Source organism: Bradyrhizobium cajani, assembly GCF_009759665.1.
Classification (GTDB): Bacteria; Pseudomonadota; Alphaproteobacteria; order Rhizobiales; family Xanthobacteraceae; genus Bradyrhizobium; species Bradyrhizobium cajani.
Genome location: NZ_WQNE01000022.1, coordinates 86,084 through 107,934, shown reverse-complemented (window position 1 = coordinate 107,934; position 21,851 = coordinate 86,084). Strand labels below are relative to the sequence as shown.

The following is a 21,851-nucleotide window of genomic DNA, read 5'->3' as shown; positions in this document are numbered from 1 at the left end:
CTCCCAATTCGAGGCGTTATCGAGATGTGGCAACAGCGTATCGTTTGCGAAGGGCTGCGACGCACTGGGACGCCGCGGAGCTGATGGCGAGGTATGTCACCGCGACCACGAGGTACATTTCGACGAGCCGTCCGTTGAGCTGTGCGAGCTTCGACGCGGCGCCCAGAAGATCCGTCAGCGAAAGGACGTAGACGAGGGAGGTGTCCTGAAACAGGATGATGGTCTGGCTCAGGATGATCGGACTGGCGACGCGCAGGACCTGCGGCAGGACGATATGGCGATAGGTGTCGTAGGTGGACAGTGCGAGGGCCTGGCAGGCCTCGAACTGACCCTTGTTCACCGCCCGCAGCCCGACTCGGATGATCTCGGAGTAATAGGCTGCCTCGAACAATCCGAAGGTGATGAAGGCCGTCCAGGTGGCGCCAATCGGAATCGGGCGCCCGTTGCCGCTCAGGTGCCCAAGCACGATCGGCACCAGGAAGAAGAACCAGAACAGGACGAGGATCAGCGGGATCGACCGGATGACCGCAACGTAGCCGCGGACAATCTGGGCCACCACGGGAATCTCGAAGTGCTGGACCAGCGCAAGGCCGGTGCCGAGAACCATGCCGATGACGAATGCGGCGGCCGTGAGCGACAGCGAGAAGAGCAGGCCCGACCAGAGATAGGGCCAGGATTGTGCGAGAATCGAGAAATCGAGGGTGTTCATTTCACAGCCTCCATGGCGCCGGGCAGGGTGCCTTGCTGCATGTCGGCAGCGAGATCCTGGTCAGGAGTGAGCTTGACGGGGCTGCTGCCCGGAATCCGGACGGCTTTGTCGATGAACGTCATGGCTTGGTACGCGATCAGCGCCAGGCAAAGGTAGATGATCGTCGCCGCGCCAAATGCCGAGAATGTCTGGAACGTGGCCTCGCTGATCTGACGAGCCTGGGCGGTCAGCTCCATCAAGCCGATCGTGAGAGCGACGGAGGTGTTCTTGTAGATGCCCATTACCTCGCTGGTGAGGCTCGGCACGATCAGGCGCAAGGCCTGCGGCACGATGACATATCGATAGGTGAGGTAGCCGCCGAGGCCGAGGGCGCTCGCGGCCTCGATCTGTCCTCGTGGGAGCGCTTCGATTCCCGCCCGGACCTGCTCGGCGATGCGGGCGGCGGTGTAGAGTCCCAGGCAAAGAAGTGCCGGGAAGAACGAGGCCCAGGGCGGCGGAATCTGCTTGATGGCATCGCCGAGCGCGCTCGGCACCACCTCCGGGAGAACGAAGTACCAGAGGAACATCTGCACCAGGACGGGGATGTTCCGGAAGATCTCGACATAGAGCCGGGCCAGGACCGAGAAGAAGCGATTCTGGACTGTGCGGCCGACGCCGACGATCACGCCGATGCCGAAGGCGATCCACCAACCGAAGAAGGCCAGAGCCAGGGTCCAACCGAGACCGGACAGAAGCCAGTCGATATAGCGCTGGCCGTCCGCCGTCTGTTCAAAAAGCACTCCGAACATCGCGAGCCTCCAGGAAGTGTGGACGAGGATTGCCCTGCAAGAGCCGAGCGATGCCGTCAGTCGACGGCGTCGCTCGGATGCGCGATCCTGTCCTTGAGCGTCTCCGAGAGAGGAAACGCGAGATTTTCGCCCTTCGGCGGAATCGGGCTGTTGAACCACTTCACATAGGTCTTCTCGAATTGACCCGATGCCATCTGCTTGGACAGGACGTCGTCAACGAGCGCCTTGAAGCCGGCGTCACCCTTGGTGAACATCAGCCCGTAGTAGATCTTGGCGTATCCCTCCGGCAGGAACGTCAGTGCATTGGGATTTGGCGCCGCAGCCTTGAGGCCGGCAAGAAGGATGTCGTCTTCCATGAAGGCCGAGGCGCGCCCGGTGGTCAGCATCAGAAACGACTCGGCATGGTCTTTTGCCTGGACGATGTTGAAGCCGAGCTGCTCCTTTGCGTTCACGCCCTGGGCAAACCCGACGGCGTTGGAGCCCTGGGTCACGACGACGGTCTTGCCCTTGAGGTCGGCCGCGGTCTTCGGACCATCCGCCTTGACGAGCCAACGCGGCTGGCTGACGAACGTGGCAACGGAGAATGAGACCTGCTCCTGCCGCTTCCTGTCGTTTGCCGTGCCGCCGCACTCGATGTCGACAGTTCCGCTCTGGATCAGGGGAATCCGGTTCGAGGAGTTCACCGGGGTGTAGTTGACCTTCACATTGGGCAGCTTCAGCGCCTCCTTGATGCGATCGACGATCGCCGCGCAGAGATCAAGCGAGAAGCCGACAGGCTTCTGGTCGGGGCCGAGATATGAGAACGGTATCGACGCCTCACGGTAGCCGATGGTGATCGCACCGCTGGATTTGATCTTGTCCAGCGTCGGGCTGTCGGCGGCCGCGGAGGGGGTTGGACTGACGGCCAGCAGTCCTGAGACCAGCAGTCCCGGGAGAAGTCCCAGCACCTGAACGAGCTTCTTCATGCTTTTCACCTTCCCATCGGTTGACGAATTCAGGCTGCGGCTGAGGGGCGTCCGAGCCCTCGCTTGCGAACGACATCGATCAGACGATCGATGTCGGTGACAGTGTTGAACATGCCGAGCGAGACGCGAATGCCGTCCCGTTCGGGCGACACCCGCACGCCGTTCTCTTCGAAATGGCCGAGCCAGTCAGATGCGGGCAGGGCGATGACATAGATGTGCGGCGCGCGGTGCTGTCGATCGCGTGGGCCGACGAGGCGAACGCCCAGCTCGTCCAGACGCGCGATCAGGTGATCGCCGAGGTCGAAGCAGTGGTTCTGGATGTTCTGCACCCCGATCTCTTCGATCATGTCGAGGGAAGCGCCGAGAGCATGGACCGCGGGCAGATTGAAGTTGCCGAGCTCGAAACGCCTGGCGGCCGGCGAGGGCGCCATTTTGTCGGGGCGTGCGATGAGATCATCCGGGATCTCGGCGAGGCTCGCAGCGGCCAGATAGGCCGGCTCGAGCTCTGCAAGGGATTTATCCCAGTAGAGCAGCCCGAGCCCTTGCGGAACCAGCAATCCCTTGTGGCTTCCGGAGCCGATGAAGCTGGCGCCGATCGCCTTCGCGTCGACAGGCACGACGCCGATCGCCTGCATCACGTCGACGACGAAATAGAGCTTCTCGCTGGCGCACATCGCGCCGATGCTCTCGATGTCGAAGCGGTGACCGGCGTGGAAGGTCACATGCGACATCGAGATCGCGCGCGTCCTTTCGTCGATGAAGGGCGCAAAGCTCTCGGCATCGACGACATCGGTCATCGGGATGAAGCGGATTTCGACGCCCTTCCGTTGCAGATTGAGGAACGCATAGGCGTTGTTCGGATGATCGCCGTGGATCATCAGGACATTGTCGCCGGCCTGGAGCGGCAGTGCGTTCGCCGCGATGTTCATGCTTTCCGACGTGTTCTTCGTGAAGGCGATTTCGTCCGCGGTCACGCCGAGCAGGCGCGCGACCTTGGCGCGGGTCCGCTCCACCCGGTCGAGCCAGACGCTCTTCGGTCCGGCCGTCTCAATACCCTCGCGAAGGAAAAGCTCGATCGCAGCCTTTACCGGGCGCGCAAGCGGCGTTTGAAATCCGGAGTCGAGATAGACCATCCGTTCGACGGCGGGGAATTCCCTCCTCACCGCGTCGACGTCGTAGTGACGAGACATGCACATCTCCTGTTGGGCGCGCCGCCGACTTGGCTCTCGGCCAAGCGGCGGAGCGAGATTCTGGGAACGGCGAGACTGCATTGCACAATTTCTGGTCAATCACCGGCGACGCTGAGAATATGAGCTTTCAGAATTTCGACAAACTAATTTGTCGATTTTCAATATGTTTTATTCCGAAAAATGATAATATATGGCGTTGATCTTGATTTCGCTGCCTATTTTGGCCGGTGGGGACAATGACGAAGCGCAATGAGAAGGACGGGCCATTGGATCGCGCCTTCGCGATCGTTCGGCACGTCGCGGACCAACGCAAAGCCGTCTCGGCGGCAGAGATCGCAAAGGCGCTGTCGCTGCCTCTTCCGACGGCGCACAGGTTGATCGGAAATCTCGAAGACCGCGGACTGCTTCAAAAGGCGTTGGGGACCAAGCGTTACGTCGTGGGCAACCAGCTCGTCACACTGTCCGCTACCGTGATCGGAGCGGCCTTCCGCACCGCGCGGCGGCACGCCGTGCTGAGGGCGGTCGCGGGAGAAATCGGCGAGCAGTGCGAGATCGGCGTCGTGCGCGACAATGTCGTCGCCTATGTCGACAGCGTCCGCGTGTCGGAGCCGCAAGGTCTTCAGTTCAATCCGGGCGAAGCGGCGCCGCTCCACTGCACGTCGACCGGAAAGATCTACATGAGCAGACTGCCCGAGCGTATCAGGGCGAAGCTGTGCCGCGCGCTGCCCCTGACCAAATTCACGGACACGACGGTCGTCGATATCCACGCGCTGATGAAGGTGCTCGAGGACACCCGGCAACGCGGCTGGGCCAAGACCAACGAAGAATACGTGAAGGGCGTGGTGGGGTGTGCTGTCCCCATTCTGTCACCGGATCGGGAATTGATCGCTTGCCTGGGCGTCTCCGTCCCGGTGGCGCGCGTCAGCTTCGCCGAACTGGACCGGTTCATCCCGCCGCTGCAAAAGGCCGCGGCCCTGCTGTCGGAGACGATTTTGCAGGTTGAGGAGGACGAGGGCGCTGATGAGCGATGATGGCCACCACGGGCGAGCATGTCACTGCCGCCGGTTTCTGCGGCGGCAGTGATGTGAGTATTGATGCTCAACGCTTGATGCTCTGCGCTTGATGCTCAACGCTTGGGGAGCGACGCCATCACCTCGCCCGCGTCTCCGTCCTCGAGGCAAGGCGTGACGGTCAACGGGAGCAGGTCAGACCATTGCGCGAGCCAGCGATACATGGCTTTTGGATCGCTCGATTCAGCGATCGCAAATCCTTGTCCATTCATGCCATGCCAACGACCCAACATCTTGACGCCCTCGGGCGGTGCGCCGCCGGTCTCGAGAAAGCGGGCGACGGCTGCATTGAAAGTGCCTTGAGGTACGCTCCAGGCGGTTATGAATTTCATGCGATTCTCCCATGACTAGAATTATCGGATGAACATCGCGGCTGCGCCGCATGCGCACGATAGCGCCTGCGTATTGAATAACAATGGCGAATGAACACGCGCGTCGGTTTGATCCCTCCTGCTTCCGGCGCAAGCGCTACTATGGACGTAAGACGGCTACTTGCCGTCATTCCAGATGTCGGTGGCGAGCTTCCAGTCGTCTGCGACCTTCTCCCAGACGACGACATACTTTCCGGTCACCTCCTGCGGTGTCGATCCCTTGGTCTTCAGGATGAACGTGCCGATCTCGCGTGCTGCGGAAGAGCCGAGCGGTTTGACATCCACCGTTGTGAGCTTCGGATCGGTCACTTGTTCAGCCATGCTTTTCCACATTACCTCGATGGCTGGTCGCCCCTGCACCATCGCGGAGCCGGGCGGGAGTGCGATCGCATCGGCACTGTAGAGGGACGCGATCCCGGAAAAATCTCCCTTGTTGAACATCTCGATCCATTTCGCATTGTTTGCTTCAATCTCGGCCTTCTGAGCCAAAGCCGGCGCGCTCAACGAGATCACGATTGCAATCGCCGAGGCAATGTTGCGCATGATCATCTCCAGACTCAAACTACGATGCGGATGCAGGGGCAGTCGTCTTGTTCTCGAAGTGGATGCGTTGACTGGCCCATCCCAGACCGGCGCACGCGCAACAGCAATTCCGGGGAATTACCGTCAGCACCATTGACGAAGGTCGCTGCGGAGAGGTCAGCGGATTGGCGAGAGCGGCGCGCAAATGCAGCCGTGCCGAGGGCGGTCGCGGGAGAAATCGGCGAGCAGTGCGAGATGGGCGTCGTGCGCGATAATTTCGTGGCCCATGTCGACAGCGTTCGCGTTTCGGAGCCGCAAGGTCTCGGAGACCATTCTGCAAGTTGAACACAACGATGGCGCAGATGCCCAATGATGGCGTCATGCCAGTGTTTTGCCCGACGGGTCAAACGTCCCAGCGCACGCGCTAAGGTATTGATCCGCCACACCCCGTCTACTGTGCATGGGGTTGTTTTCGCACTTTTTTGTTTGAAGCGCCCCGAAAGCTACGCGCTCTCCGTCTCCCGGTGCACGTCGTGCACCACGAGCCCCATGCCTTCCTCCGGCATCTTGATCCAGTCGCGACGCTTCAGCGTGCGCTTGGTGTCCTCGTAGCCGCTTTGCCAGTGCTCGCGCATCGAGGTGCCCGAGAATTCGTGGTCCTTGGCGTCGCCCTCATAGGCCTTCTGCTGGTAGATCAGATGCAGAATCGCGATCTCCGGCATGTTGCAGAGGCTGGCCTTGAGCTCGCGCTCCTCGTCGGACAGCTGCTCGTCGGGGAGCTTTGCCAGGGCCTTGTAGAGCAGGACCTTGAGGTTGTGCGTGCGGCGATAGACGTCGGTGTTGTGGCGGGTGCGCGAGGAATACATGATGTCCTTGTGGCGGGCCATCACGTCCTGGATCGAGCGCGGCAGCACGCCACGCGCGCTGAACAGGTCGACCTGGAACACCAGCGAGTTGAGCGCGTCCTCCTGGTCGAGCAGATGCTGGAGCGGGGTGTTGGAGACGATGCCGCCGTCCCAGAAATGATCGGTGCCGATCCGCACCATCGGCAGCGCCGGGGGCAGGGCGCCCGAGGCCATGATGTGCTCCGGCTCGATCTCGTCATGGGCGTTGTCGAAATAGATGAAGTTGCCCGAGAGCACGTTGACCGCACCGACCGCGAAGCGGACCTTCTTCTCGTTGATGAGGTCGAAGTCGACGAGCTCGTTCAGGCTCTCCTTGAGCGGGGTGGTGTCGTAATAGCTCGTCGCCGTCCTGGCGCCGACCGGGCTGAGCCAGGGATTGACCTGGTGCGGGGTGAAGAAGCCGGGCTGGCCGAGCGCGGACGTCATCCATGCGCTGGTGAAATTGCGCCACTGACGGAAGACGTCGCCATCGGGCGTGTAGTGCCAGATCTTGCGGTTGGTGATGCGCTCCCAGAAGATCTGAAGTTTCTCGAGCCGCTTCTCCGGCCGGTTGCCGGCGATGATGGCGGAGTTGATCGCGCCGATCGAGACGCCGCAGACCCAGTCGGGCTCGATGCCGGCCTCGTGCAGCGCCTGGTAGACGCCCGCCTGATAGGCACCCAGCGCGCCGCCACCTTGCAGCACGAGGGCGACGCGATCGCAGCGCTCGGGCCGCCAGCCTCGCGACGGAGGCTGATGGGTTTGATGGCTCGGGTGCGACGTGCGGGCGTCCATGGTGTGCCTCCCTGCCGAGCATGATCCCGGAAAAGTGTGTAGCGGTTTTCCGAAAGGATCATGCTCCGAATACAAGGCTCGAACGATTGCGTCCGGCAGTGACGGCGTGATGACAGGGGCGGCGCCGATGCATCGCCTGCATGTACGATGGCCGCGGCGGGAATGGCGACAGGTCGTGCGTCTGACGGAAATCCTTCACATCGCAGTCAATGACGGCGGCTAGCAATTTGCATCAAGCCGAACGCTGCCGGGCGGACATCACAGAGATCACACAGGAGATCAGGATGCGCAGGGAAGACGTGCTGAGACTTCCGTCCATGCCGGCCGCCGGGCCGAGCTATCCCGCCGGACCCTATCGTTTCGTCAACCGCGAATTCCTCGTCATCACCTACGAGACCGATCCCGACCTGATCCGCGCCGGTCTGCCCGAGCCGCTGGAGCCGATCGACCAGCCGATCGTGCACTACGAATGGATCAAGATGCCGGACTCCTCCGGCTTCGGCAGCTACACCGAGTCCGGCCTCGTCATCCCCGCGCGCCTCAATGGCGAGGAGGTCAACTTCGTTTCACAGATGTATCTGGACGACGATCCGCCGATCGCGGCCGGCCGCGAGATCTGGGGCTTTCCCAAGAAATACGCCCATCCCAAACTCGAGATCGTCAAGGACACGCTGACGGGTACCTTGGAATATGCCGGCCAGCTCGTCGCCATGGGCACGATGGGCTACAAGCACGAGAGCATGGCCGGCAACGGCGATCTCACCCGCGCCACGCTGTCGAAGACGCAGATCAATCTGAAGATGATCCCCGGCGTCGATGGCCGCCTCGAGGTCTGCCAGCTCGTCGCGATCAACCTCACTGATATCGTGCCGAAGGGCTCGTGGATGGGCCCCGGCCGTTTGCATCTGGTGCCGCATGTCAACGCGCCGGTTGCCGATTTCCCGGTCCGCCGCTGCCTCGGCGCGCACCATTACATCGCCGACCTGACGCTGCCGTTCGGCCGTGTCGTGCACGACTACGTCAAGGAGGCCGAGGCGGCGGCCATGACGGGGCTGGCCGCAGAGTAGGGCGCCATCATCAAACTGTAACACTGGCGTAATTGAGTACCCGCAAGGGGTCCGGAAGATGCCGTCAGCCATCTTCCGCAACGGGGTATCTGTTGACGGTTGGGGTTGGCCATGGCTGAGCCGGCGAAGCTAGTCAGCGCGGTATCGAGCGCCGAACCCGCCATTCCCGGCCTGGTCTGGGCATTCCGCCTGCACGGCGACGGCAGTGCCGAGCCGCTGCCGATCAACCAGCCGATCGAGTTCAGCCATGATGGCCGGCTCTGGCTGCATTTCAATCTGACGGATGGTCGCGTGCGGCCGTGGATCGCGGCATCAACGCTGCCGCCGCTCGCGCGCGAGCTGCTGCTGTCCAACGACACCTTCCAGCAGCTTCATGTCATCGACCATTGCGTCTACGGCGTGTTCTCCGATCTCGTGCGCGACATCGACAGCGCCACCGAGGAGACCGCGTTCCTGCGCTTCGCCATGACCGAGCATCTCCTGGTCAGCGGCCGCCACCAGGCGCTGTGCTCGGCCGACGCGACGCGCCGAGTGCTCGAAAGTGGCTACCGCGTCGACAACGTCGCCCATCTCCTCGAGAAGATCGTCGACGAGGTCGCCGACACGCTGGACCGGATGGCCGACAAGCTCGGGCAGGAGATCGACGACATCGAGGAACGGATTTTGGCCGATGACACCAAGCCGGAGATGCGCCGCAATCTCGGCCGGCTGCGCCGGACCTGCGTCAGGCTGCATCGTCAGCTCACCGGCCTGCGCGTGCTGTTCCACCGCCTCGACCAGAAGAACACCGATCATCTCTCACCCGCCTTGCGCATCCATGCCGGCAAGCTGGCGCAGCGGCTGGACGGGCTCGATCACGAGATCGTCGAGCTCCGCGAGCGCAGCCGCCTGCTCGAGGAGGAGCTGCGCTTCAAGAACGAGGAGGAGAGCAACCGCCACCTCCATACGCTGTCGATCGTGACCTCGCTCTTGCTGCCGCCGACGCTGGTCACCGGCATCTTCGGCATGAACACCAAGGGCCTGCCGCTCACCGATGTCGAGAGCGGATTTCTCTGGGCCGCCGTGCTGATGGCCTCGTCGGTCGCTGCGGCCTATCTCTTCATGCGGCGCACGGGCATCTTCAAGTAGCTTGCGCCAGCCGTGACCGGGACTGCCCACGGATTTCCGCTGCGAGCCGCCGCAACCGTGCTGGCCTCATCGGTGGCATGGACGGGCGCCTTCGCCGGCGCCAAGGACGAGAGCGCGGCGCCGTGGCTCGCACCGAAATGGTTCAACGCGTGGCATGACGGGCTCGCCAACAAGGGCCTGAATTTCGGCGCCACCTACATCGCCGACAATATCGGCAACGCGACGGGCGGTGTCGCGCGCGGCGCCATCCATTTCGGCCGCCTCGATCTGTCGGTCGATGCCGACCTGGACAAGCTCGTCGGCTGGACCGGCGGGCGCTTCTACGCCAATGCCTTCGTGATCTACGGGCGCGGGCTTTCCCGCAACTACGTCCATAACCTCGCCACCATCAGCGAGATCGAGGCGCTGCCCGACCGGCGGCTCTACAACGCCTATTTCGAGCAGAGCTTCTTCAACGACCGGCTGAACATCAGGGCCGGGCAACAGGCCGCCGACGTCGAGTTCTTCGACAGCCAGACCGACGATCTCTTCGTCAACGGCACGTTCGGCTGGCCGGCCATCAAGGCGTTCAACCTTCCGGCCGGCGGCCCGGCGCCGCCGATCGCGGTGCCCGGCATTCGCATCAAGGCTGCGCTGACCGACAAGATCACGGCCTATGGCGCAGTGTTCAACGGCGATCCGTCGGGGCCGGGCGATGTCGATCCGCAATTGCGCGACCGTCACGGCCTCGCCTTCCGCGTCAACGATCCGCCGTGGGTGATCGGGCAGGTTCGCTTCAGCTACGACATCGATATCGGCGGCCGTCCGCTCGCCGGCAATTTCACGCCGGGCGCCTGGAAGCATTATGGCTCGTTCGACAGCCAGCGCTTCACCGCGCAGGGGCAGTCGATCGCCGATCCCGACGGCAGCGGCATTCCCGCCAGGCTTCGCGGCAACTATGGAATCTTCGCGGTCATCGAGCAGGTGCTCTACCGCCCGCCGTCGGTCACCGAGACCAGCACCTCGGCCTCGCTGCCTGGAGTGACCGCCTTCGGCCGCATCGCCTACAGCCCGCCGGATCGCAATCTGATCGACCTGTACATGGACGGCGGCATCGGCTTCGTCGGCTTTACGCCCGGCCGTCCCCTCGACCGCTTCGGCGTGGCGATGGCCTACATGCGGATCTCGAACACCGCGCGCAATCTCGACATCGATACGAATTTCTACACTGGCGTTGCGGGTCCGGTGCGCAGCAAAGAGACCCTGATCGAGATGATCTACGAGGCGCACATCAAGCCGGGCTGGCTGATCGCGCCGTATTTTCAGTACGTGTTCCGCCCCTCCGGCGGTGTACCGAACCCGAACGATCCGACCGGCATCTCCAGGATCGGTGACGCCGCTGTGTTCGGCGTCACCACCACGATCAGATACTAGGCCATCGCCGTTTGCGGCTGCGGCTTCGGCTGCCGCGACAGCGCCAGCACGATCAGCGAGGCGAACACGCAGAGCGCGCCGGCGATGAAGAACGCGGGCAAATAGCTCTGATAGACCGTCCGCGACAGACCGGCGCCGAAGGCGGCAGTACCCGCGCCGAGCTGATGGCCGGCAAAGATCCAGCCGAACACCAGATTGGCGCGCTCGGGTCCGAACTTCTGCGCGGTGAGGCGCACCGTCGGCGGCACCGTGGCGATCCAGTCGAGCCCGTAGAACATCGCGAAGATCGAGAGGCCGTAGAACGAGAAATCGCTGAAGGGAAGGAAGATCAGCGAGAGCCCGCGCAGGCCGTAGTACCAGAACAGGAGCCAGCGATTGTCGTAGCGGTCCGACAGCCAGCCCGACATGATGGTGCCGAAGAAGTCGAAGATGCCCATGGCAGCGAGCAGGCTCGCCGCCTGCACCTGCGGGATGCCGAAATCGAGGCACATCGGAATCAGGTGCACCTGCACCAGGCCGTTGGTCGAGGCGCCGCAGACGAAGAAGGTCGCGAACAGGATCCAGAACGCCGTCGACTTCGAGGCGTCGCGCAGCGTGCCGAGCGCCACGCCCGTGATCGATCCGTGGCTCACGGGCGGTGCGGGCAGGGGCTCGGTGCCTTCATCGCCGAACGGACGCAGGCCGACGTCGCTCGGTCGGTCGCGCATGGCGAGCAGGACTGCCAGCGCCGAGACGCCGAGCATGATGCAGACGAAGCCCAGCGCCAGCCGCCAGCCGTAGCGCTCGGTGAGGCTTGCAAGCAGCGGCAGGAACACGAGCTGACCGGTGGCGACGCTCGCGGTCATGATGCCGACGACGAGGCCGCGACGCGCCGCGAACCAGCGCGTCGCGATCGTTGCACCCAGCACCAGAGCGGTCATGCCGGTGCCGATGCCGATCACCACGCCCCACAACGCGACGAGCTGCCAGACCTGCGTCATGCCAAGCGAAAGCACGAGCGCCGAGACGACGATCAGCTGCGCGGCAAGCGTGACGTTGCGCAGGCCGTAGCGGTTGAGCAGGGCGGCCGCGAACGGCGCCATCAGCCCGAACAGGATGAAGCGGATCGACAGCGCGGAGGAAATTTCCGCCGTGCTCCAGCCGAACTCCTTTTGCAGCGGAACGATGAACACGCCGGGCGCGCCGACCGTGCCGGCGCTGATCAGCGCGGCGAGGAAGGTCACGCCGACCATCACCCAGCCGTAGTGGATGTTGCGGCGGGAAAGCGCTGCCGCGAGCCAGTTCGAGATCATTGGGCCTCAATGTTGATGGGCAGGCGTAAGGAGACCTGCGCGAGGATGCAGAATGACACGGAACGCGTCTGTCTCAAATGACAGAGTTCCCTCATTTTCAGACTTTCCTGCGTCAGTGCGCGAGGCGTTCCACCGCAATTGCCGTGGCCTCGCCGCCGCCGATGCAGAGCGCCGCAACGCCGCGCTTGAGGTTCTGCGCCTCGAGTGCATGCAGCAGCGTCACGATCAGCCGCGCGCCGGTCGCGCCGATGGGATGGCCGAGCGCGCAGGCGCCGCCGTTGATGTTCAGCTTGTCGCCGGGGATGCCGAGGTCGCGCTGCGCTGCCATCGCCACCACGGCAAAGGCCTCGTTGATCTCGAACAGGTCGACGTCACCTGCGCTCCAGCCAACCTTGTCGAGCAGCTTGCGGATCGCCGGGATCGGCGCCGTGGTGAACCATTGCGGCTCCTGGCTGTGCGTGGCGTGGCCCTTGATCTCGGCGAGGACCGGCAGGCCGCCCCGATCGGCGAGCGAGCGCTTGGTCAGCACCAGCGCGGCGGCGCCGTCGGCGTTGGCGGAGGAGGCCGCCGGCGTGATGGTGCCGTTGGCACGGAACGCCGGCTTCAATCCGGGAATCTTGGCCGGGTCAACCTTCAGCGGATGCTCGTCATTGGCGATGACGCGGGGACCCGCTTTCTCGGTCAGCGTGATCGGCGCGATCTCGGCCTTGAATGCGCCGCCCTCGACCGCCTTGCGGGCGCGGCTGAGTGTCTCCATCGCATAGGCGTCCTGGTCCTTGCGCGTGAACTGGTAGGCTTCCGCGGTCGCCTCGCCGAAATCGCCCATGGAGCGGCCGGTCTCGTAGGCGTCTTCAAGGCCATCCATCATCATGTGGTCGATGATACGGTCGTGGCCGGCGCGATAGCCGCCGCGCGCCTTGGCCAAAAGATACGGCGCGTTGCTCATGCTCTCCATGCCGCCGGAGACGACGATCTTGGCCGAGCCGGCGCGGATGATGTCGTGCGCCAGCATGGTCGCCTTCATGCCGGAGCCGCAGACCTTGTTGACCGTGGTCGCGCCGGTCGCATCGGGAAGGCCAGCCGCGCGCGCGGCCTGGCGCGCCGGCGCCTGGCCTTGGCCGGCCGGCAGCACGCAGCCCATGAAGACTTCATCCACCTTCTCGGGTGCGAGCCTGGCGCGTTCCAGCGCAGCTCCAATCACATGCGATCCGAGCTTGTGTGCGGCGAGCGGCGACAGTTCGCCCATGAAGCGGCCGAGCGGGGTGCGGGCGGCGGAGACGATGACGACGGGATCGGCGGCTTCGGCCATGACAAGACTCCCTGCGATGACGGGTAAGATTATGACCATCATATGATGCGGCGCAAAAAATGCAACCGCGGCAGGGATGAGAAAATGTCGTGGTTCGGATGAGATTTGGTCGTTCGATGGGGGAGGGCGCACCCACGGCACACTGTCATCGCCCGCGAAGGCGGGCGATCCAGTACTCCCTGACGGCTGTGATGGATCGAGAGGCCGCGGCGTACTGGATGCCCCGCCGGAGCCTGTCATCGGGCTCGCCGAAGGCGAGACCCGGTGGCGGGGCATGACACCGTCGTCGGAGCGGGCCTACCGCTTCCTGTTCACAAACGCTTGCATCAGCCGCGTCGGCTCGTCCGTCAGGAACGACTCGCCGAACACTTTGACGCTGAGATTGACCGACTCCGTCAGCGGCAGCTCCTCCCATCGCCGCAGCAGGGCCTTCTGCGAGCGCAGCGCCTCCGCACCGCATTCGAGCAACGCCTTCACCAAGTGCTCGACGGCCGCATCGAGCCCGCCTTCCGGCGCGACCTTGTCGACCAATCCCCAGGCCAGCGCCGTCGGCGCGTCGATATTCTCCGCCGTCATCACCAGCCAGCGCGCGCGGGCCCAGCCGATCAGGCGGGGCAGCAGCGCGGCGTGGATCACCGAGGGGATGCCGACGCGGACCTCGGGCATGCCGAAATGCGCATCGTGCGCCGCGATCCGGAAGTCGCAGGCGGCAGCGACCTCGAGCCCGCCGCCGAGGCACCAGCCGGGCATCCGCGCGATCACGGGAGCCGGGAAGGCGCGCACGGCTTCGCAGAGATCGCGCAGGCGGCTGATGAAGGCTTCGGCGGAGTTCTGGTCGAGCGTCGCCATCTCCTTGATGTCGGCGCCGCCAATCAGGCTCTTCTCGCTCTGCCCGCGCAGCACCGCGACGCGGATACTGCGATCGGAGCTGAGCTGCTGCAGGCCTTCGCGCACCGCGTCGGTCACGGGCGAGCCGAGGATGTTGAGCGAGCCAGCGTTGCAGATCGCGACATGAACGACACCGCGCGCATCGCGCGTCACACCGCAATGGTTGTTGAGCATTTCCATGATGGGTCTCGCATTTTCGTGGGCGTGCGCGCCAGCGCGCCGGTCGCGTTCACTTCCGTAGCGAAATGATCGGGTTGTCAAGCGGGGCGGGGCCGGTTGCCAGCGCCAAGTCCGCCGTATAGTATGATGCAAATCATATTAAGGGCGAGCCATGACTGACACGGAGCGACGCGACCTGTTTTCGCCGGAGGGCCGGCGCCAACGCGTGGTGGACTGGCAGGTTCCGGCACCGGTTGCCAGAGTGGCGTCGGGACTTTCGGGCATGGACGCCATGCTCGGAATTCGCGATGGTCGCTTGCCCCCGCCGCCCTTCGCAAAACTGATCGGCTTCGTCATGGCCGTGGTCGAGCCGGGGCGGATCGTGATGGAACTGGAGCCGCGGGAGGATCTCGAGAATACCATCGGGCTCCTGCATGGCGCCACGGCTGCGGCGCTGCTCGATACAGCCATGGGTTGTGCGATTTCCACCCGCCTCGAGGCTGGTCAGGGCTCGGTGACGCTCGACCTGAAGCTCACCTTCCTGCGGCCGCTCTCGGTCCGCTCCGGTCTGATCTCCGCCGAAGGCAAATTGATCAAGCTGGGACGGCAGACCAGCTACACCGAAGGCTTCGTTCGCGACGGCAAGGGGGCGCTTGCGGTGCACGCGACGGCCACGTTTTCCATGATCGGCACCAACTTAACTGCGAATTAATGCGCACTCGGGACGATTTGCGTGTTATTAGATGACTTCCGACATCCAATGAGAATTGCATGCGCTATTCCCGGGAACACAAGCAGGAAACCCACGACCGCATCGTGAGGAAGGCCTCGGTGCGGTTGCGCGAAAAGGGCGCCCATGGCATCGGCGTTGCCGACCTCATGAAAGAGGCCGGACTGACCCATGGCGGCTTCTACGCGCATTTCGATTCCCGCGAGGCGCTGGTGATCGAGGCCTTTGCCTACGCCATGGACCGCTCGATGGAGCATTGGCGCAAGCTCACCGGCGAGGCCTCTCCTGAAAAGCGGTTGGCACTGATCACGGAGAGCTATCTCTCCGCGCTGCACCGCGACAATCCCGGCCATGGCTGTTCGATTCCTGCGCTCGGTGCCGAGATCGCCCGCGAGAGTCCGAAGACGCGAAAGGCGTTCGCCGGCAAGCTCGACGAGATGGTCGAGATGATGACCGATTACATCCCGAACATGCCGCGCAAGGCCGCGCGAAAACAGGCGATCGCGACGCTCGCCACGATGGCCGGCACCATGCTGCTGGCGCGCATCGCCGGATCGAGCGAGCTCTCGGACGAGGTGCTCAAGGCGGGCCGGGACAGTGCGCTGGACGGCGCGAAGCGTGAGCCGAAGGCTGCGACGGCGAGGAAGGCGAAGCAGAATTAGGTGCCGTAGGGTGGGCAAAGGCGCCCTTGCGCCGTGCCCACCATCTCTCCACGGTTGCGGTTGGCATGGTGGGCACGCCGCGAGCCGCGCATTCGCGCATCTCGTAGCTTTGCCCACCCTACGAGGCCGGTGCTACCGTCCCGCAAACAACGCCCGCTCGCGCTCCACGATCTCGCCGATGTAATCCGCCACCGCCCGGATTCGCGCGAGGTCCTTGCTGTCGGCGTGCATCAGCATCCAGAACGTGCGCGTGATCGAGATCTCCTCCGGCAGCACGGCTTTGAGCTGCGGATAATCGCTCGCCATGAAATGCGGCAGCACCGCGATGCCGAAGCCCGAGAGCGTGGCGTTGAGCTGCGCGATCAGATTGGCGCTGCGGAAACGTGCGGAAATCTTCGGCGACACCTGCGGCAAATAGTCGAGCTCCGGCGTGAACAAGAGCTCTTCGATGTAACCGACAAAGCGGTGCTGCGGCAGGTCCTGCCGCGAGGTGATCTCTGGGAAGCGGTCGAGATAGGCGGGCGCGGCATAGAGCCCGAGGCGGTAGTCGAGCAGCTTGCGGCCGACGATGCGGCCTTCCTTCGGCATGGTCAGGCTGATCGCGATGTCGGCCTCGCGCTTGGAGAGGCTGAACAGCCGCGCGGTCGCTACAAGTTGCAGATCGAGATCGGGATACCGGTCGGCAAAGGGTGCGAGCCGCGGCGCCAGGAAGGCGGTGCCAAATCCGTCGGGCGCACCGATCCGGACCGTGCCGGTCAGCCGCGCCACCGAGCCGCCGACCTGCTCCTGGTTGGCGACGATGGTCGATTCCATCGCTTCGGCGCTGTCGGCGACGCGCTGGCCGGCCTCGGTGAGGAGATAGCCGGTCTTGCGCCGGTCAAACAGCTTGGCCGAAAGGTGCTTCTCCAGCCGGTCGACGCGGCGGATCACCGTGGCATGGTCGACCCCGAGCTGTTTTGCCGCAGCCGACACCGAGCCGCCCCGCACGATGGCCAGCACGAAGCGAAAGTCGTCCCAATCGATAGCGCCTTGATCCAGCATTTTCGCACATCTATGGTGCAATATCTCAGACTTGAATCCTATAAAATGCAGGTCGATAGGATTTGTCAAAGCGATCAAGCTCGGTTTCCAAGGAGATCATTCCATGCGTTCAATCGGACACTTCATCGGCGGCAAGGAGGTCAAGGGTACCTCGGGCCGCACCGCCGACGTTTTCGAGCCGATGACCGGTGACGTCCAGGCCAAGGTCGCGCTGGCGTCCAAGGCCGAGGTCCGCGCCGCCGTCGAGAACGCCCGCGCCGCGCAGCCGGAATGGGCCGCGACCAATCCGCAGCGCCGCGCCCGCGTGATGATGAAGTTCGTGGAGCTGGTTCAGCGCGACTACGACAAGCTCGCCGAGCTGCTGGCGCGCGAGCACGGCAAGACCGTGCCGGACGCCAAGGGCGACATCCAGCGCGGCCTCGAGGTCGCGGAATTCGCCTGCGGCATCCCGCACCTGATGAAGGGCGAGTACACCGAAGGCGCCGGCCCCGGCATCGACATCTATTCCATGCGCCAGGCTCTCGGCGTCGTCGCCGGCATCACGCCGTTCAATTTCCCGGCGATGATCCCGATGTGGAAGTTCGCCCCCGCGATTGCCTGCGGTAACGCCTTCATCCTCAAGCCGTCGGAGCGCGATCCCGGCGTGCCGATGCTGCTCGCCGAACTCATGATGGAAGCAGGCCTGCCGGCCGGCATCCTCAACGTCGTCAACGGCGATAAGGATGCGGTCGACGCCATCCTCGACGATCCCGACGTCAAGGCCGTCGGCTTCGTCGGCTCGACGCCGATCGCTCAGTACATCTATGAGCGCGCCGCGCAAACCGGCAAGCGCTGCCAGTGCTTTGGCGGCGCCAAGAACCACGCCATCGTGATGCCCGACGCGGACATGGACCAGGCCGTCGACGCGCTGATCGGCGCCGGCTACGGCTCGGCCGGCGAGCGCTGCATGGCGGTCTCGGTAGCGGTCCCCGTCGGCAAGGCCACCGCCGACCGCCTTATGGAGAAGCTGATCCCGCGTGTCGAATCCTTGAAGATCGGCACCTCGATCGATCCGTCGGCCGATTACGGTCCGCTGGTGACCCGAGAGGCGGTCGAGAAGGTCAAGAGCTACATCGACATCGGCATCAAGGAAGGTGCGACGCTGGCCGTGGACGGTCGCGGCTTCAAGATGCAGGGCTACGAGAACGGCTTCTATCTCGGCGGTTCGCTGTTCGACAACGTCACCAAGGACATGCGGATCTACAAGGAAGAGATCTTTGGCCCGGTGCTCTCGGTCGTGCGGGCGCACGACTACAAGGAAGCTCTGGCGCTGCCGTCCGACCACGACTACGGCAACGGCGTTGCGATCTTCACCCGCGACGGCGACGCGGCGCGCGACTTCGCCGCCAAGGTGAACGTCGGCATGGTCGGCATCAACGTGCCGATCCCGGTCCCGATTGCCTATTACACCTTCGGCGGCTGGAAGAAGTCGGGCTTCGGCGATCTCAACCAGCACGGCCCGGACGCGGTCCGCTTCTACACCAAGACCAAGACGGTGACCTCGCGCTGGCCGTCCGGCGTCAAGGAAGGTGCGGAGTTCTCGATCCCGCTGATGAAGTAGGGCTGTTGCCCAGCCCGTCATTGCGAGGAGCGTAGCGACGAAGCAATCCAGAGTCTTTCTGAGGAGGCAGCCTGGATTGCTTCGCTGCGCTCGCAATGACGATGGACAAGAGGGTAGGCGTCAGCATGCAGTTCGCTCTGAACGAGGATCAGATCGCGGTTCGCGACATGGCGTTGGCGTTTGCGGCGGAGAAGATCGCCCCGCACGCGCTGCGCTGGGACGAGGAGAAGCATTTCCCCGTCGACGTGATGCGCGAGGCGGCGGCCCTCGGCATGGGCGGAATCTACATCCGCGACGATGTCGGCGGCTCCGCGATGACGCGGTTCGACGCGGCGCTGATCTTCGAGGCGTTGGCGACGGGCTGTCCGACCACCTCGGCGTTCATCTCCATCCACAACATGGCGAGCTGGATGATCGATGCCTACGGCAGCGACACCCAGCGCCAGAAGTGGTTGCCAAAGCTCTGCACCATGGAGCTGATCGCGAGCTACTGCCTGACCGAGCCGGGCGCCGGCTCGGATGCAGCGGCGCTGCGCACCCGCGCGGTGCGCGATGGCGACCATTACGTGCTCAACGGCCAGAAGCAGTTCATCTCCGGCGCCGGCGGCACTGATGTGCTGGTCGCGATGGTCAGGACCGGCGGCGACGGCCCCGGCGGCATCTCGACCCTCGTCATCGAAGGCAACACGCCGGGCGTGTCGTTCGGCGCCAACGAGCGCAAGATGGGCTGGAACGCGCAGCCGACCCGCGCCGTGGTGTTCGAGAACGCGCGCGTGCCGGTCGCCAACCGGCTGAGCGAGGAGGGCGTCGGCTTCAAGATCGCGATGGCCGGCCTCGATGGCGGCCGCCTCAACATCACGGCGTGTTCTCTTGGTGGTGCCCAAACTGCGCTCGACAAGGCGCGCGCCTACATGAAGGAGCGCAAGGCCTTTGGAAAGCGCCTCGACGAATTCCAGGCGCTGCAATTCCGCCTCGCCGACATGGCGATCGAGCTCGAAGCCGCACGCACCTTCCTGTGGCGCGCAGCCGCCGCGCTGGACCGCAAGGACCCTGATGCCACCATGCTGTGCGCGATGGCCAAGCGCTTCGGCACCGATGTCGGCTTCGAGGTCGCCAATCACGCCCTCCAGCTTCACGGCGGCTACGGCTACTTAAGCGAATACGGCATCGAGAAGATCGTGCGCGATCTGCGCGTGCACCAGATCCTCGAAGGCACCAACGAAATCATGCGGCTCATCGTGGCGCGCAAACTGATCGAGGGCGCGCGATGAGTTCAGTGGAAGAGGGCGATCTGGTCGCCCGTGTCGAGGGCGCAGCCGGCGTGATCCGGCTCAATCGCCCCAAGGCGATCAACGCCGTGACGCTGGAGATGTTTCGTGATATCGACAAGGCGCTCGACCGTTTCGAGGCCGATCCTGCAGTTGTCGTGATCCTGCTCGAGGGCGCCGGCGAGCGCGGCCTGTGCGCCGGCGGCGACATCCGCACGCTCTGGGAAAGCTCGAAGGTCAATGGTGACCTCGGCAAGATCCTGTGGCGGGAGGAATACATCCTCAACGCCCGGATCAAGAAGTTTCCCAAACCCTATGTCGCCTTCATGGACGGCATCGTGATGGGCGGCGGCGTCGGGCTCTCCGCCCATGCCAGCCATCGCGTCGTCACCGACCGCACCAAGCTTGCGATGCCCGAGGTCGGGCTCGGCTTCTTCCCCGACGTCGGCGGCACCTATCTGCTATCGCGCTCGCCGGGCGAGATCGGCACCTATTTCGGCCTGACCGGCCAGACCATGAACGGGCCCGATGCCGTCCACGCGAAGTTCGCGGATGCCGTGGTGCCGGCGGCCAAATGGCCGGAGCTGCGCGGGGCGCTGACGAAGGTTCGCCAGGGCGTGAGCGCGACCGAGGTCAGCAAGCTCATCAACGGGTTCGCGACTGGTGAGATCGCGGGGCCGGTCGCCGCAAAGGAACCTGTTATCGACGCATTGTTCGGCTTCGACCGTATGGAAGACATCTTCGGCGCGCTGAAGCGCGACGGCTCGGAGTTTGCGCTGGCGACGCTGAAGACGCTGAACGAAAAATCGCCGCGGGGCATGGTGGTGACGCTCAAGCTGCTGCGGCTCGCGCGCGCGGCGTCGAGCCTGGAGGAGTGTCTGGTGCGCGAATATCGTGCCGCGCTCGAAGTCTTCCGCAGCGACGATTTCCGCGAGGGGGTGCGCGCTGCCGTGATCGACAAGGACCGCAATCCGAGCTGGTCGCCGCCCCGAATCGAGGACGTGACGCCGCAGATGCTGGCGCCGTATCTCGCCGAGATCGGCGCCGACGAATTGAAGTTCAACCAATAACGTCTCAAGCGGAGGAAACGAAGATGGCCACGATCGCATTCATCGGTCTCGGCAACATGGGCGGCCCGATGGCCGCCAACCTGGTCAAGGCCGGCCACAAGGTGATGGCGTTCGACCTCGTCGAGGCGTCGCGCGCGCAAGCCAAGGCCGACGGCGCAGCCATTGCCGACAGCGCCGCGAGCGCGGTGAAGGGGGCCGAGGTCGTCGTCACCATGCTGCCGGCCGGCAAGCACGTGCTCGGCGTCTGGAGCGAGGTCGTTCCCGTCATGGGCAAGGGCGCGCTGATCATCGATAGTTCCACCATCGACGTCGAGAGCGCGCGGCAGGCGCATGCGCTGGCGGGCAAGCACGGCGTGCTCTCGGTCGACGCGCCGGTCTCGGGCGGCACCGGCGGCGCCAAGGGCGCAACGCTCACCTTCATGTGCGGCGGCGAGGAGAGCGCGTTTGCGGCGGCAAAACCCGTGCTGGAGAAGATGGGCAAGAAGATCGTCCATTGCGGCGGCGCCGGCGCAGGCCAGGCGGCCAAGATCTGCAACAACATGATCCTCGGCATTTCCATGATCGCGGTGAGCGAGGCGTTTGCGTTGGCTGAGAAGCTCGGGCTGTCGCATCAGGCGCTGTTCGACGTCGCCTCGACCTCGTCGGGCCAGTGCTGGTCGCTCACGACCTATTGCCCGGTGCCGGGCCCGGTGCCGACCTCGCCGGCCAACAACGATTACAAGCCGGGCTTTGCCTCGGCGCTGATGGTGAAGGACCTGACGCTGGCGCAGGATGCCGCGAAGGCTGCGGGCGCGGCCACGCCGCTCGGCAAGCACGCGCAGGAGATCTATCAGTCTTTCGACGCAGCCGGCCAGGGCGGGGTGGATTTTTCCGGAATTATCAAGCACGTTCGCAGCCTCGCTGGAAAATAGCGAGGCTTTGCCCGTAGCC

General features: G+C 64.3%; 21 protein-coding genes and 1 pseudogene. 11 read left to right on the top strand and 11 right to left on the bottom strand.

The window, feature by feature from the left end; all coding sequences use genetic code 11:
- Window positions 1–16: 16 nt before the first annotated feature.
- From GPL20_RS24590 to GPL20_RS24575, 4 genes are read right to left on the bottom strand one after another with little or no spacing between them, the layout of a single operon-like run.
- Window positions 17–709 carry an amino acid ABC transporter permease gene (locus tag GPL20_RS24590; RefSeq protein WP_157332422.1) on the bottom strand — a complete coding sequence of 231 codons (693 nt, stop codon included), beginning with the start codon at window positions 707–709 and terminating at the stop codon, window positions 17–19.
- Window positions 706–1,497 carry an amino acid ABC transporter permease gene (locus GPL20_RS24585; protein WP_157332420.1) on the bottom strand — a complete coding sequence of 264 codons (792 nt, stop codon included), beginning with the start codon at window positions 1,495–1,497 and terminating at the stop codon, window positions 706–708. Before GPL20_RS24585 ends, GPL20_RS24590 begins: the two co-directional genes overlap by 4 nt.
- Before the next feature lie 56 nt (window positions 1,498–1,553).
- Window positions 1,554–2,462, bottom strand: a complete 909-nt coding sequence (locus GPL20_RS24580; protein ID WP_157332418.1) for an amino acid ABC transporter substrate-binding protein — start codon at window positions 2,460–2,462, stop codon at window positions 1,554–1,556.
- A 29-nt stretch (window positions 2,463–2,491) separates the two neighbouring features.
- The gene (locus GPL20_RS24575; RefSeq protein WP_205751199.1) at window positions 2,492–3,652 is read right to left on the bottom strand and encodes an aminotransferase class V-fold PLP-dependent enzyme; all 1,161 of its coding nucleotides are present in this window, start codon (window positions 3,650–3,652) and stop codon (window positions 2,492–2,494) included.
- 236 nt (window positions 3,653–3,888) lie between these two features.
- Here GPL20_RS24575 and GPL20_RS24570 point away from each other — a divergent pair, with 236 nt between their 5' ends.
- Complete coding sequence (locus GPL20_RS24570; RefSeq protein WP_157332414.1) at window positions 3,889–4,683, top strand: IclR family transcriptional regulator; 795 nt, start codon at window positions 3,889–3,891, stop codon at window positions 4,681–4,683.
- Window positions 4,684–4,778: 95 nt separating this feature from the next.
- On the opposite strand, the gene GPL20_RS24565 is transcribed toward GPL20_RS24570, so the two are convergent.
- A complete protein-coding gene (locus tag GPL20_RS24565; protein ID WP_157332412.1) occupies window positions 4,779–5,054 on the bottom strand; it encodes a DUF3303 domain-containing protein in 276 nt (91 codons plus the stop codon).
- A 156-nt stretch (window positions 5,055–5,210) separates the two neighbouring features.
- The gene (locus tag GPL20_RS24560; RefSeq protein ID WP_246250910.1) at window positions 5,211–5,636 is read right to left on the bottom strand and encodes a YybH family protein; all 426 of its coding nucleotides are present in this window, start codon (window positions 5,634–5,636) and stop codon (window positions 5,211–5,213) included.
- 189 nt (window positions 5,637–5,825) lie between these two features.
- On the opposite strand from GPL20_RS24560, the pseudogene GPL20_RS40315 reads away from it, so the two are divergent.
- A pseudogene (locus GPL20_RS40315) lies at window positions 5,826–5,939 on the top strand (IclR family transcriptional regulator); the annotation flags it as partial.
- A gap of 179 nt (window positions 5,940–6,118) precedes the next feature.
- Here GPL20_RS40315 and GPL20_RS24555 read toward each other — a convergent pair.
- Window positions 6,119–7,294: a patatin-like phospholipase family protein gene (locus tag GPL20_RS24555; protein WP_157332409.1), complete on the bottom strand. Its 1,176-nt coding sequence runs from the start codon at window positions 7,292–7,294 to the stop codon at window positions 6,119–6,121.
- 284 nt (window positions 7,295–7,578) lie between these two features.
- On the opposite strand from GPL20_RS24555, the gene GPL20_RS24550 reads away from it, so the two are divergent.
- The 3 genes from GPL20_RS24550 (at window position 7,579) to GPL20_RS24540 (ending at window position 10,902) form a co-directional block, all read left to right on the top strand.
- Window positions 7,579–8,361 carry an acetoacetate decarboxylase gene (locus GPL20_RS24550; protein WP_157332407.1) on the top strand — a complete coding sequence of 261 codons (783 nt, stop codon included), beginning with the start codon at window positions 7,579–7,581 and terminating at the stop codon, window positions 8,359–8,361.
- Window positions 8,362–8,472: 111 nt separating this feature from the next.
- A complete protein-coding gene (locus GPL20_RS24545; RefSeq protein WP_157332405.1) occupies window positions 8,473–9,489 on the top strand; it encodes a transporter in 1,017 nt (338 codons plus the stop codon).
- 12 nt (window positions 9,490–9,501) lie between these two features.
- A complete protein-coding gene (locus GPL20_RS24540; protein ID WP_254125213.1) occupies window positions 9,502–10,902 on the top strand; it encodes a carbohydrate porin in 1,401 nt (466 codons plus the stop codon).
- On the opposite strand, the gene GPL20_RS24535 is transcribed toward GPL20_RS24540, so the two are convergent.
- The 3 genes from GPL20_RS24535 to GPL20_RS24525 all read right to left on the bottom strand — a co-directional run bounded on the left by GPL20_RS24535 (window position 10,899) and on the right by GPL20_RS24525 (window position 14,571).
- On the bottom strand, window positions 10,899–12,194 hold the full coding sequence (locus GPL20_RS24535) for an MFS transporter (RefSeq protein WP_157332404.1): 1,296 nt from the start codon (window positions 12,192–12,194) through the stop codon (window positions 10,899–10,901). The genes GPL20_RS24540 and GPL20_RS24535 overlap by 4 nt on opposite strands.
- A gap of 112 nt (window positions 12,195–12,306) precedes the next feature.
- Entirely contained in the window at window positions 12,307–13,503 is a 1,197-nt protein-coding gene (locus GPL20_RS24530) for an acetyl-CoA C-acyltransferase (protein WP_157332402.1), read from the bottom strand.
- A gap of 297 nt (window positions 13,504–13,800) precedes the next feature.
- Entirely contained in the window at window positions 13,801–14,571 is a 771-nt protein-coding gene (locus tag GPL20_RS24525; RefSeq protein ID WP_157332400.1) for an enoyl-CoA hydratase, read from the bottom strand.
- 151 nt (window positions 14,572–14,722) lie between these two features.
- Here GPL20_RS24525 and GPL20_RS24520 point away from each other — a divergent pair, with 151 nt between their 5' ends.
- Both GPL20_RS24520 and GPL20_RS24515 read left to right on the top strand, forming a co-directional pair.
- On the top strand, window positions 14,723–15,262 hold the full coding sequence (locus GPL20_RS24520; protein ID WP_157332398.1) for a PaaI family thioesterase: 540 nt from the start codon (window positions 14,723–14,725) through the stop codon (window positions 15,260–15,262).
- A gap of 59 nt (window positions 15,263–15,321) precedes the next feature.
- The gene (locus GPL20_RS24515; protein WP_157332396.1) at window positions 15,322–15,942 is read left to right on the top strand and encodes a TetR/AcrR family transcriptional regulator; all 621 of its coding nucleotides are present in this window, start codon (window positions 15,322–15,324) and stop codon (window positions 15,940–15,942) included.
- Window positions 15,943–16,074: 132 nt separating this feature from the next.
- On the opposite strand, the gene GPL20_RS24510 is transcribed toward GPL20_RS24515, so the two are convergent.
- On the bottom strand, window positions 16,075–16,983 hold the full coding sequence (locus tag GPL20_RS24510; RefSeq protein ID WP_157332394.1) for a LysR family transcriptional regulator: 909 nt from the start codon (window positions 16,981–16,983) through the stop codon (window positions 16,075–16,077).
- Window positions 16,984–17,086: 103 nt separating this feature from the next.
- Here GPL20_RS24510 and GPL20_RS24505 point away from each other — a divergent pair, with 103 nt between their 5' ends.
- The 4 genes from GPL20_RS24505 (at window position 17,087) to mmsB (ending at window position 21,832) form a co-directional block, all read left to right on the top strand.
- The gene (locus GPL20_RS24505; RefSeq protein WP_157332392.1) at window positions 17,087–18,583 is read left to right on the top strand and encodes a CoA-acylating methylmalonate-semialdehyde dehydrogenase; all 1,497 of its coding nucleotides are present in this window, start codon (window positions 17,087–17,089) and stop codon (window positions 18,581–18,583) included.
- Between the two features lie 125 nt (window positions 18,584–18,708).
- Window positions 18,709–19,854, top strand: coding sequence for an isobutyryl-CoA dehydrogenase (locus GPL20_RS24500; protein WP_157332390.1), 1,146 nt, complete (start codon window positions 18,709–18,711; stop codon window positions 19,852–19,854).
- Window positions 19,851–20,921 (top strand): enoyl-CoA hydratase/isomerase family protein, encoded by a 1,071-nt coding sequence (locus tag GPL20_RS24495; protein ID WP_157332387.1) that lies wholly within the window; start codon window positions 19,851–19,853, stop codon window positions 20,919–20,921. The genes GPL20_RS24500 and GPL20_RS24495 overlap by 4 nt, the downstream gene beginning before the upstream one ends.
- A 23-nt stretch (window positions 20,922–20,944) precedes the next feature.
- Window positions 20,945–21,832 (top strand): 3-hydroxyisobutyrate dehydrogenase, encoded by an 888-nt coding sequence (gene mmsB / locus GPL20_RS24490; RefSeq protein WP_157332386.1) that lies wholly within the window; start codon window positions 20,945–20,947, stop codon window positions 21,830–21,832.
- Window positions 21,833–21,851 lie beyond the last annotated feature (19 nt).

Bases quoted from the DNA above. Each gene is read 5' to 3' on its own strand.
- GPL20_RS24590 (WP_157332422.1), bottom strand. From the start codon at position 709: ATGAACACCCTCGATTTCTCGATTCTCGCACAATCCTGGCCCTATCTC.
- GPL20_RS24585 (WP_157332420.1), bottom strand. From the start codon at position 1,497: ATGTTCGGAGTGCTTTTTGAACAGACGGCGGACGGCCAGCGCTATATC.
- GPL20_RS24580 (WP_157332418.1), bottom strand. From the start codon at position 2,462: ATGAAGAAGCTCGTTCAGGTGCTGGGACTTCTCCCGGGACTGCTGGTC.
- GPL20_RS24575 (WP_205751199.1), bottom strand. From the start codon at position 3,652: ATGTCTCGTCACTACGACGTCGACGCGGTGAGGAGGGAATTCCCCGCC.
- GPL20_RS24570 (WP_157332414.1), top strand. From the start codon at position 3,889: ATGACGAAGCGCAATGAGAAGGACGGGCCATTGGATCGCGCCTTCGCG.
- GPL20_RS24565 (WP_157332412.1), bottom strand. From the start codon at position 5,054: ATGAAATTCATAACCGCCTGGAGCGTACCTCAAGGCACTTTCAATGCA.
- GPL20_RS24560 (WP_246250910.1), bottom strand. From the start codon at position 5,636: ATGCGCAACATTGCCTCGGCGATTGCAATCGTGATCTCGTTGAGCGCG.
- GPL20_RS24555 (WP_157332409.1), bottom strand. From the start codon at position 7,294: ATGGACGCCCGCACGTCGCACCCGAGCCATCAAACCCATCAGCCTCCG.
- GPL20_RS24550 (WP_157332407.1), top strand. From the start codon at position 7,579: ATGCGCAGGGAAGACGTGCTGAGACTTCCGTCCATGCCGGCCGCCGGG.
- GPL20_RS24545 (WP_157332405.1), top strand. From the start codon at position 8,473: ATGGCTGAGCCGGCGAAGCTAGTCAGCGCGGTATCGAGCGCCGAACCC.
- GPL20_RS24535 (WP_157332404.1), bottom strand. From the start codon at position 12,194: ATGATCTCGAACTGGCTCGCGGCAGCGCTTTCCCGCCGCAACATCCAC.
- GPL20_RS24530 (WP_157332402.1), bottom strand. From the start codon at position 13,503: ATGGCCGAAGCCGCCGATCCCGTCGTCATCGTCTCCGCCGCCCGCACC.
- GPL20_RS24525 (WP_157332400.1), bottom strand. From the start codon at position 14,571: ATGGAAATGCTCAACAACCATTGCGGTGTGACGCGCGATGCGCGCGGT.
- GPL20_RS24520 (WP_157332398.1), top strand. From the start codon at position 14,723: ATGACTGACACGGAGCGACGCGACCTGTTTTCGCCGGAGGGCCGGCGC.
- GPL20_RS24515 (WP_157332396.1), top strand. From the start codon at position 15,322: ATGCGCTATTCCCGGGAACACAAGCAGGAAACCCACGACCGCATCGTG.
- GPL20_RS24510 (WP_157332394.1), bottom strand. From the start codon at position 16,983: ATGCTGGATCAAGGCGCTATCGATTGGGACGACTTTCGCTTCGTGCTG.
- GPL20_RS24505 (WP_157332392.1), top strand. From the start codon at position 17,087: ATGCGTTCAATCGGACACTTCATCGGCGGCAAGGAGGTCAAGGGTACC.
- GPL20_RS24500 (WP_157332390.1), top strand. From the start codon at position 18,709: ATGCAGTTCGCTCTGAACGAGGATCAGATCGCGGTTCGCGACATGGCG.
- GPL20_RS24495 (WP_157332387.1), top strand. From the start codon at position 19,851: ATGAGTTCAGTGGAAGAGGGCGATCTGGTCGCCCGTGTCGAGGGCGCA.
- mmsB (WP_157332386.1), top strand. From the start codon at position 20,945: ATGGCCACGATCGCATTCATCGGTCTCGGCAACATGGGCGGCCCGATG.